Here is an 8,296-nt window from a genome sequence, read left to right as displayed (position 1 = left end):
CACTGCTTCACTGACTGATCTCTCCTGACAATCCTGACCATCCTGACCGTTCAGACATTCCGTACCCGGCTGATCTGGATGACCTGAATGGCCTGGCTGACCGGATGTGTACTCATAGACCTCCAGAGTATCTGAGCCCATACGGCAATCACCATGGTCATGAGAGTCGGATTCATTTATCGGAGATGAATCGTTGGAGTCATAGGGATCATCCAGATCTAAAGGACTGTCTGAATCAGGATCAAACGGATCATGATCGCTGAAATCACGCTCATTATCCCCGGGCTCATCGCGGAGACTGACCGCTCCACCCTTCACCCATGCAGCATACAGGGATGAATCCCAGGCATAGACCTTTGTCTTTCGATGAATCGTCCGTCCATCCTCACCTGTCGTCACCGACCGCTCATACACCGATATGGCAGGACATTTCTCAAGTAGGCCGGAGTAGGTATTTCCACGGGAATTATACCCGTTCAGGAGTTTATAGAGAGATGAACTCGCCCACCCGGTAATCTTTTGCAGCTCCGGGACCGTCATCTCAACAAGCCCCAGTTTCTCAATAGAAGTGATGAGGGTAGCTTCCCGCCTCGTCAGTTTTGTGGACTGGCCACCGGTCTCACCATTGAGAGCATCATACAGCCGTACCGCTTCTGAAAAATCCTCATGGGTCGCAGAGATACAGACCATCCCATTCCGGATCGTCCGCTCCCGTTGAAACTGCATGAGAATTGCATGAGTCTTTATCAGATCAAGCAGCATGTCCGGGTTTCTCCGGTTCGACGCAGACTGGAACTGAATACGCTCTGCATAGGGGATTAGAACAAAGGCAGGCTCAAGCTTTCGCCACATCTCCCTGACAACCAGCACATCCTCCCGGTCTTCTCCTCTGGTATCTGGAGGGCGTGCAGCCTCTGCCAGCATCCGGGATAACACCCGTTTATCCTGCTCCTCACTATCATCAATCCAGGCGGTCAGCATACGGTTAAAGACCTGGTCATCCCCGGCACCTTCCACCTTGGCTATCCACCAGACACATCGCTCCGGGATAGTGCAGGTAACAGCGTTCCGGTCTTTACTTACCGTACGGTAGGTGAACGGACGCTGAAATGATGTGGTTACGCCCTTTAATATCTCCTGCATCTGATCTGAAAGCGTTACATCGTCAAGGGCAATGACCATCCCTGGCTGAAGATCCTTGATGTAAAAGAGTGCCTTGTCACTCATCCGGCCACTAAGCCTGACTTCCGGCGGGACAAGATTCATCATGGTATCAATGGCGTGAGACTTGCCCTTCCCTGACTCTCCGGTTATCGAGACATGAAGTCCCTTGGAGTTGATCACCGACCGGGATGCAAGGGACATGATGAGGCACTCGGCAACGACCCGGTCTCCTTCATGGTCCTGGGAGAAGGTGTCAAGCATGTACGGGATAGGATCTGCTGTGGTGAGAATCCGTTCTGCTTTCTCCTCTATTCCAGGATCAGATAGTGATGCAGGAACTCTCCCTTCATAGACCGCTTTATCCAAAATCCGATCCCTCCGGAGTTTTTTCAGTCGGTCTTCAATATCAATGGTCCCGTCATACATGCGTTTTAAATCCCGCCACCGCTGGGTTCCTCCTCCGCACGAATCATGATGACATCCGGCAAAGATTGCGCCTGAACTGAACTGGATGGCATATGCTCCGTCCTGATGGGCGTCAGAGTAGGGACATTGGTCAAGGATATAGAGGGTCCCGTCAGCGTAGGGTTTTGCCACATAACCAAGGTCATGACTTGTGAGCCAGGTGGCAAGGTCGGTTACTGGTTCTTCTTTTCCGGTCCTGGTCATCTTCTCCGGTTCTTTTGGAAAGATTTGACCAAGACGGTGAAGGTCAGAATCGGGAACCGGTGTAAGTCTGTCAGGTCCTGCAAAAAGACGGGCCTTTCGATGAGGACGCTCGATTGTATTATCACCTTTTCGTGATGTAGTGCCATAGAGTTTCCATATCCGGGCTGCGTTAAAGTTGGCACAATCAACCGTAGAGACCTCATCAGAGAAGAGGAGATGGAGGTTATGCAGGCAGGATTTGATAAGTTCCCGACTGTCATCATCATTGGGCAGGTCTATCCGGTACAAGAGATGGGCCCCGTTTCCTGAATCTGCACGAAGAGGTGCGGGCCAGCCAAGAGAAGTGAGATATGCAGCAATCTCATCCGCCTTTCTGAACGCTGCCGCATGTTCCTCGTCAGAGGAGGAGACTCCGGACGGACGCTTGGGATCGATGTCTATCGGAAGCCAGACTCTGCGGGTGATATCATGATCTGCGGTTGTTGCATCCTTTTTTGTAAGACGCATGATAATCCGGTTCTCCCTCCTTGCAAGAAGTGCCGGGTTTATCTCGTTTAAAGTGATGTAAATCCCTTTGATCTGCGGATTTGAGTCAAGGATCTTCACCGCCTGTGCGAGTTTTGCCAAATTGTTGTAGTATCCTGATCCGATTCCATCCTGGGTGATGATCCTGACCTCTACAACCTGCCCCTGCCTGGTAAGTGTTAAAAGGGATGAGAGGATGGGGTCTGGTCCGGTCATATGAGACCTCCGGACAAGGCACGAAATCCTCCGGCCATGACATGATACCGTTTCCATTCCAGACCTCCTCCGATCCAGAGTTCAACCCTGCCAGGGCAGAGGATACTGCTGACAAAGGAGCGGAGCCGGTCAAGATGGGCGGTAAATTTCTTCTTTGGTTTCATGCCGCGAGCGGAGAATGCCCTGACGAAAAGAATGTCTTGCCGTCCTTTCCAGGCGATAAAGTCCACCGGGTAGTGACGATTGGTAAGATGCATCGTGCAATACCCGTGAGCCTCAAGAAATGACCTGGCTGCATGAGGAGCGGTTCGCATGGTCTGGTATTGGGGTATATCAGTCATACACCACACCCTGCCTTATAAGCCAACCCTGAAGAGACGTGGGTAGGTTTTTCTAATGCTAAAATAATGTATGAATAGTCCCCTTCTGTGATCCGCCGCCAAGCAAGGTCATCGGTTGGGGACACGGCATTCTTCTTCTCTTCTCGTGTTTGTCCTGGGTTGTATCTCACCAGTTCTTTGTCGGTGAAGATATCCCGGTATGTTCGCATGGATATTTCGTTCATGCTTGTACCTCTCCTTCCGGAAGGGAAAGACCACAGGGGTTTTGGCACAGTGGTCAGTCATCTTCCAAAAGGGAGAAGAGGATGCATCCGGCATGGATTAAAATATACCGGTTAGTAATCAGGAAATAAATTGAATTAGATAATGAAATCAGATCAATCATGAGAGTGCGGGCAGGAAAATGTGCTTGCTCTGAGGTATTTTTGGGATATACAAGTGAGAGAGGGCAGCGGGGATACCCTCCGTTCATCTGGAGCAGATACTGATGTGATATCTGAAAGGGTATGTATCATTCATCGAAGGAGGGTCCGGAACAGGGGGGTTCATAGGTGAACCCATGATAACGATACGGTATTTTTTACCGGAAAAGAACTCACTGGCGATTATAATTTTGAGTCTCCTGCAAACCGGAGGAACCCGGGGATGCTGCTTGCTATGATCCGGTCTGTTGCTGCGATATTTCAGTTCCAGAGGGAACGGACCGAACTTGACGGGGGAGGGTACCGGATAGATGCAACGGTCAAAGACTTTCATATCGCCAGGGAACTCTTTGCAGCTCTTGACAATGTATCCGGGAGTGTAAACATTCAAAAAAAGACTATGAAGATGCTTGAAGAGATGGATTTGACTCACTTTTATTGGAAAAGTCAGGGCGGCGTAGTGATCATTTTGCGCTGTTCAGGTCAGGTATAAGGAGTAATACAAGGGCCTTTCTTACCCATCAATCCGGTACTTCCCTTCCGGAACACCTATCTCAAACCGGACACCCTTCCCGGGGATTCCGCATTCCTGTATAGAAAGACCGGTGATGTCGAGAATCTCCCTGATAAAGAATAACCCAAGACCCGTATTCTTCCCAAAACCTCTGGAAAATATCTTCTCTTTCTCCTCATAGGGGACCCCACACCCGTCATCCTCATAGATGAGGATAAAACCGTCATTTCTCTTTTCAAACGAGACAGAGATGGATTGAACGGTCTTCCCATGACGGATAGAATTCTCTACCAGGTTGAAAAATACTTTATTCAGCATGGTATCTGCAAAAATGAGGATTCGGACATCAGGAATGCGATAGGCAATACCTGATACCATCCGGATAATGTGAGGGTTCGTGCAAATCTCTGAAATATTCTGCCAGCCGGGTTTTGTCTGTCCAAGAGACTGATATTCCGCAGTAAACTCAATCAGTTCCTGAACACCCTTCCCGGCCTCGTAGATCATGGCCATATTCTGCTTGATCTCTTCCTCTGAAAGTGGAACAGGCATATCAGAGAGGAGTAAAATTATCTGTACCTGATTGAGAATATCATGCCTGGTGATACTTGAGAGCAGGTTTAATTTTTTATTCGTCGTTTCAAGAGAATGGGAAAGCATCTCAAGATCAGAATTCTTCTGTTGAAGTGTATCTTCCAGCAGTTTTCTCTGGGTAATATCAGCAAATGATACAAAATACGCATCAACGCCCATGTAGGTTATCTTCCGGACCGATGCATACACCCAGAATGAACCTTTTTTTTCTGTCTTCAGCTCCATCAGGACGTCATCCACCGCATTCTTCGTATTTAGAAGGTCGATGATCGGATTCCTGACAGAGATATCGCCATAAAACCGGTCAGTCTGACTTCCAATAAGATCGTCTGCCGGCACCTGAAACTGCTCAATAGCCCGGGAATTTACAAGTAAAATCGTATTATCTGAGGAACGAATGATAACAATCGGGAAGGGAGCACCATCAATAAGACTTTTCCACCGGCGTTCGCTCTCCCGTAGTTCTTCTTCCAGTTTTTTCTGGAGGGTAATATCTGTCAGGAGAAGTACTTTTCCTTCAATATCTCCAGAATCAGAGTATAGAAGATCAATTCTGGCTTCATAATTGAAATTCTGATCCTTTTCCTTCCGAATAATCTCCTGCCGTCCTTGAAAATCCCCTGATGCAAAACTCACAAGTTCCGGCCAGGCGGATGCACAGGTTTTCAGTGAAATCCCGACAGGGGATTGTATTGCATCAAGCAGGCGGACAGCTGCAGGATTGATATCGACTATCTTCTCTTCATTATTCAGAACGATCATGGGCATTCCCATCCGATCAATCACTGTACTCCGGACTATCGGGACCAGGTCAAAGAGTTTGTACCTGAATAATGCAATACTGTAGAGAATTCCCATCACCCAGAAGAATGCCGGTGCCGGATTTACGCCAGGTATGAAGGTGAATCCCAGATCATATGATAATGCAATGATAACCGGCAGGAATAGTGCAAGGGCTAAAATAATCCGTTGTTTCAGATACATCCGATGAGTTCCATCCCTGATAAAGACCAGCAGGAGAAAGGCCAGGAAGATGAGAGTGTATGAGTAAACCATGTGAAGCTGAAAGAACGGACCAGAAACATACGTCAGAACAGAAAATTCCCCGATCTCTTTGAGTTCAAACTGATACCGAAAGAGTGCATGAAGCGGACTTCAAAGAGCAAAAAGGACGGAGAGAGTAGGAATAATGCAGAGAAGACCAAATCTCCATCCAGAAATCCAGTTTTCGCGTCGAAGAAACGTAATGACCAGCCACAATTCAAAGACCGGAAGAAATGGAAGAAAAATAAACTTGATATTGTGCCAGAAGATCTTTGTCTGAAGATTGGGTGAGGAGAGCTCCAGGGCATATATCAGAGACCATGCGGCTGCAAAATACATGAGCAACTGATAAGGTACAGTTGCAGGGTTGGAAGAATACCGCCTGCTATATATGCCAAAACCCAGCATGATACCCGCTGAGGCGATAAGGAGGAGAGAAAATATCAGGATGTCCATGATCGATGATTTTCCAATTTCCTGACCCGTTTTTCAGAACATGGTACCTCACGGGTCAGAAAACGGGTTTATGAAAGATAATATTCAGTCATACTATTTAAAGCAGATGAGTGGAACCGATTCCTTGTTTCTGAAGTGAACCATAAATCAAATCAGAACAGAGTATCATCTATGACCCTGGACCGGACCGGCCATAAAACGGCATACCGGATTATTATTATCCTTGGCATAGTCGCCCTCTGTGGTGATATTATCTACGAGGGAGCCAGGAGTATCAGTGGCCCCTACCTGCTGACCCTTGGTGCATCTGCAGTCCTTGTCGGGACGATAACCGGCGCCGGTGAGTTTTTGGGATATGCAGTCCGGCTCATATCAGGCAGGGTTGCAGACTCTACCAGGATGTACTGGGCTTTGACCGCTCTCGGATATGGGATGCTCATCACGGTGCCACTTCTCGCCTTTACCGGTTCATGGGAGATGGCAGCAGTTCTCTTCATACTTGAACGAATCGGGAAGGGAATCCGGTCCCCGCCAAAAGACACCATCCTCTCCCATGCAACCGCACCTATCGGCAGGGGGATGGGATTTGGCATTCATGAACTCCTGGACCAGATCGGAGCGGTTGCAGGCCCAGTCATCCTTGCAGTCGCTCTAGCAGGGACCGGGACCTATAAGGAGGGATTTCTTCTCCTCTTCATACCGTTTATCATCCTCATCGGACTTGTCCTGGTTGCATGGAGACTCCTTCCTGATCCGGTGTCATTTGAGAAAGGCCATAGTGCCCTCCGGAGTGATACTACCGGCATCGGTAAGGAATTTGTCTTGTTCTCAGTCTTCACCCTCCTCTGCACTGCCGGGTTTCTCTCCTTCCCGCTCATCTCCTTTCATGCATTACAGACCGGGCTTTTAGTCGCATATGAAATACCTCTTCTCTATGCCGGTGCCATGCTGGTCGATGCAGCAATAGCTCCCATAGCCGGCAGACTCTATGATACAAAAGGGATTATCCTCCTCCTTCCTATCCCGCTTATCGGTATCATCCTGCCTTTTCTGGGATTTGGCATGAGCAGGGAACTCATCTTCCTCTCTGCAATCCTCTTTGGAATATCCATGGGGATTCAGGAGACCGTCCTTCGTGCTGCCATAGCAGACAGTATTCATATATCAAAGCGGGGAACTGCCTATGGCATATTCAATACGGTCTATGGAGCAGGGTTTTTTATCGGAGGGATTCTCATCGGATGGATGTATGAGACAAATGCATCACTTGCACCGGTAGTCCCGGCCCTGTTGTCACTTGCCGCCTGCATCGTCTTTATCAGGGTACGGCGATCTCTGGGTAATCAGGAATCGTAAAATTCCTCTGCCTTTTCTGGCATTGGTAAAATCAGACCCTCACCATTTATTATGAAATTTCTCCAATAGGTACATACAGCAGGTCCTCCCTTCACGGATTCCTGCCGGTGATGAGGTCCACCGAAAACCGCTCCGTGCTAATGACCTCTACCCGGAAGGAACATATGAAGGTGAATACATGAGTTGGGAATATCCATCTCTATGCGGGATTAATTTTGCAAACCATTCTTTTCATCAGTTTTCAGTGATGGAGGATGGAACAGGTTATTTTGCGGCTATTTTCGAAAGCATGGGGAGATGCTGAATGGTCTTTTATAGCATTCTTTTCCAGGGACCGGAAGATGACATTCGAGAAAACAGTGTCACAGAACCGGATTTCTTCTCTGATCTGCACATAGATCAGATTGTTCACGCCATTATCAGCGGGTATGAAGAGTATAACCTGAAACCGTATTTTTATGCCCCGTTACCCGGCATCAGGGAGATCAGCTACCAACATGAGATCGTTCGTGACCTGGAGAATGAACAGATCCACACAGCAGTATCACGATTTGCACAAGGGATGCAGATGATGCGAAGTCATCTGGTTCAGTCTGAAAAACTCCATTATCCCTGGCAAAAAAAGAGCTGGTTCTTTGATGCTGCCCGGATTTATTGTGATACCGTCAGGGGGCTTGTCCATGAACTTAATGCCTGTACACTGAACTCACAGGGCTTTTTTGATCTACAGGAGTATCTGAGGCACTATATTGCATCTGAACCATTTACTCACCTCTGTGATGAGATCAATCAACTGACCGCTGAATTCGCCACAGTATCGTATTGCGTGATAATCAGGGGAAAAGAGATAACGGTTCGGAGATATGAACCGGGTGATGATTTCAGCGATACTGTGGTCAGTACCTTTGCCCGATTCCTTGACGAGCCTTCCCGGTATTTTCATGAAAATTTTCCTGAATATCCGGAGATGAACCATATCGAGGGACAGATCCTGG

General features: G+C 48.1%; 7 protein-coding genes, 1 pseudogene and 1 riboswitch. Of the genes and pseudogenes, 3 read left to right on the top strand and 5 right to left on the bottom strand.

All coding sequences use genetic code 11. The features are described 5' to 3' along the window. The 3 genes from LDL35_RS12885 to LDL35_RS12875 all read right to left on the bottom strand — a co-directional run. The coding region (locus tag LDL35_RS12885; protein ID WP_304023080.1) for a hypothetical protein at positions 1–2,574 on the bottom strand (2,574 nt) is incomplete at its 3' end. Continuing rightward, the gene (locus LDL35_RS12880) at positions 2,571–2,915 is read right to left on the bottom strand and encodes a hypothetical protein (RefSeq protein ID WP_304023078.1); all 345 of its coding nucleotides are present in this window, start codon (positions 2,913–2,915) and stop codon (positions 2,571–2,573) included. The genes LDL35_RS12880 and LDL35_RS12885, both read right to left, overlap by 4 nt. Continuing rightward, a complete protein-coding gene (locus LDL35_RS12875) occupies positions 2,912–3,139 on the bottom strand; it encodes a hypothetical protein (protein ID WP_304023076.1) in 228 nt (75 codons plus the stop codon). The genes LDL35_RS12880 and LDL35_RS12875 overlap by 4 nt, the downstream gene beginning before the upstream one ends. A 421-nt stretch (positions 3,140–3,560) precedes the next feature. Between LDL35_RS12875 and LDL35_RS12870 the strand changes: the two genes are divergently transcribed. Continuing rightward, a complete protein-coding gene (locus tag LDL35_RS12870) occupies positions 3,561–3,830 on the top strand; it encodes a hypothetical protein (RefSeq protein WP_304023075.1) in 270 nt (89 codons plus the stop codon). Between the two features lie 21 nt (positions 3,831–3,851). On the opposite strand, the gene LDL35_RS15435 is transcribed toward LDL35_RS12870, so the two are convergent. After that, positions 3,852–5,303 carry an ATP-binding protein gene (locus LDL35_RS15435; protein WP_369694932.1) on the bottom strand — a complete coding sequence of 484 codons (1,452 nt, stop codon included), beginning with the start codon at positions 5,301–5,303 and terminating at the stop codon, positions 3,852–3,854. Between the two features lie 3 nt (positions 5,304–5,306). Beyond that, a pseudogene (locus tag LDL35_RS15430) lies at positions 5,307–5,897 on the bottom strand (histidine kinase N-terminal 7TM domain-containing protein); the annotation flags it as partial. A gap of 219 nt (positions 5,898–6,116) precedes the next feature. Here LDL35_RS15430 and LDL35_RS12855 point away from each other — a divergent pair. Both LDL35_RS12855 and LDL35_RS12850 read left to right on the top strand, forming a co-directional pair. Continuing rightward, a complete protein-coding gene (locus tag LDL35_RS12855; protein WP_304023074.1) occupies positions 6,117–7,301 on the top strand; it encodes an MFS transporter in 1,185 nt (394 codons plus the stop codon). A gap of 97 nt (positions 7,302–7,398) precedes the next feature. After that, a riboswitch (Fluoride riboswitch) is annotated at positions 7,399–7,458 on the top strand. A 147-nt stretch (positions 7,459–7,605) separates the two neighbouring features. Continuing rightward, positions 7,606–8,296: hypothetical protein (locus LDL35_RS12850; RefSeq protein WP_304023072.1), on the top strand; the 691-nt coding region annotated here is incomplete at its 3' end.

Source organism: Methanospirillum hungatei, assembly GCF_020216685.1.
Taxonomy (GTDB): domain Archaea; phylum Halobacteriota; class Methanomicrobia; order Methanomicrobiales; family Methanospirillaceae; genus Methanospirillum; species Methanospirillum hungatei_B.
Note: the sequence above shows the minus strand (reverse complement) of the source record. Positions and strands in the feature narration are given on the sequence as shown.

Excerpts from the sequence above, each read along its gene's own strand:
- LDL35_RS12880 (WP_304023078.1), bottom strand. The coding sequence starts at position 2,915 with ATGACTGATATACCCCAATACCAGACCATGCGAACCGCTCCTCATGCA.
- LDL35_RS12875 (WP_304023076.1), bottom strand. The coding sequence starts at position 3,139 with ATGAACGAAATATCCATGCGAACATACCGGGATATCTTCACCGACAAA.
- LDL35_RS12870 (WP_304023075.1), top strand. The coding sequence starts at position 3,561 with ATGCTGCTTGCTATGATCCGGTCTGTTGCTGCGATATTTCAGTTCCAG.
- LDL35_RS15435 (WP_369694932.1), bottom strand. The coding sequence starts at position 5,303 with ATGGGAATTCTCTACAGTATTGCATTATTCAGGTACAAACTCTTTGAC.
- LDL35_RS12855 (WP_304023074.1), top strand. The coding sequence starts at position 6,117 with ATGACCCTGGACCGGACCGGCCATAAAACGGCATACCGGATTATTATT.